Below are 531 nucleotides of genomic sequence, written 5' to 3' on the forward strand. Positions count from 1 at the left end.
CCGGCCGCTGCCGGTGATGGCGCCGCCCAGCGTCAGCGTGTTCCCATTGGTGTTGACTGTGCCGCCCGCGTTCAGCGTCACCGCGCGGTTCGACGCGAAGCTCGTCGAAGTGCTCAGGGTGCCGCCGTTGAAGGCGATGCCACCGCTGGCGTTGCCGAGGTTGCCGTCGTTCGCCACCGACAAGGTGCCGGCCGAGATCGTGGTGCCTCCGCTGTAGCTGTTGACACCGCTGAGCGTGGTCGTGCCGGCGCCGATCTGGCTCACGCCGCCGCTGCCGGAAATCACGTTGCCGAACGTGACGCTGTTGCTTCGGTTGAAGGCGAGCGTGCCGTTGTTCGTCACGGCGCTGGACGCGCTGATCGCGCCGGTGGTGCCACCGTTGCCCAGTTGCAGCGTGCCGGCCGAAATGGTCGTGGCGCCGGTGTAGGTGTTGGCGCCCGTCAGCACGGTCGTGCCGCTGCCGCTCTGCGTCACCGTGCCGACACCCGAGATCACGCCGCCGTAGCTGAGCGTGCCGGAACGATTGAAGAC

At 68.4% G+C, this 531-nt stretch carries 1 protein-coding gene; it reads right to left on the reverse strand.

The genetic code is table 11. The annotated features are described in order from the left end of the window. On the reverse strand, positions 1 to 531 hold a 531-nt coding region (locus AC1DF3_RS37095; protein ID WP_478142828.1), incomplete at both ends, for an autotransporter-associated beta strand repeat-containing protein.

This window comes from Variovorax sp. 10N432 (assembly GCF_056394465.1).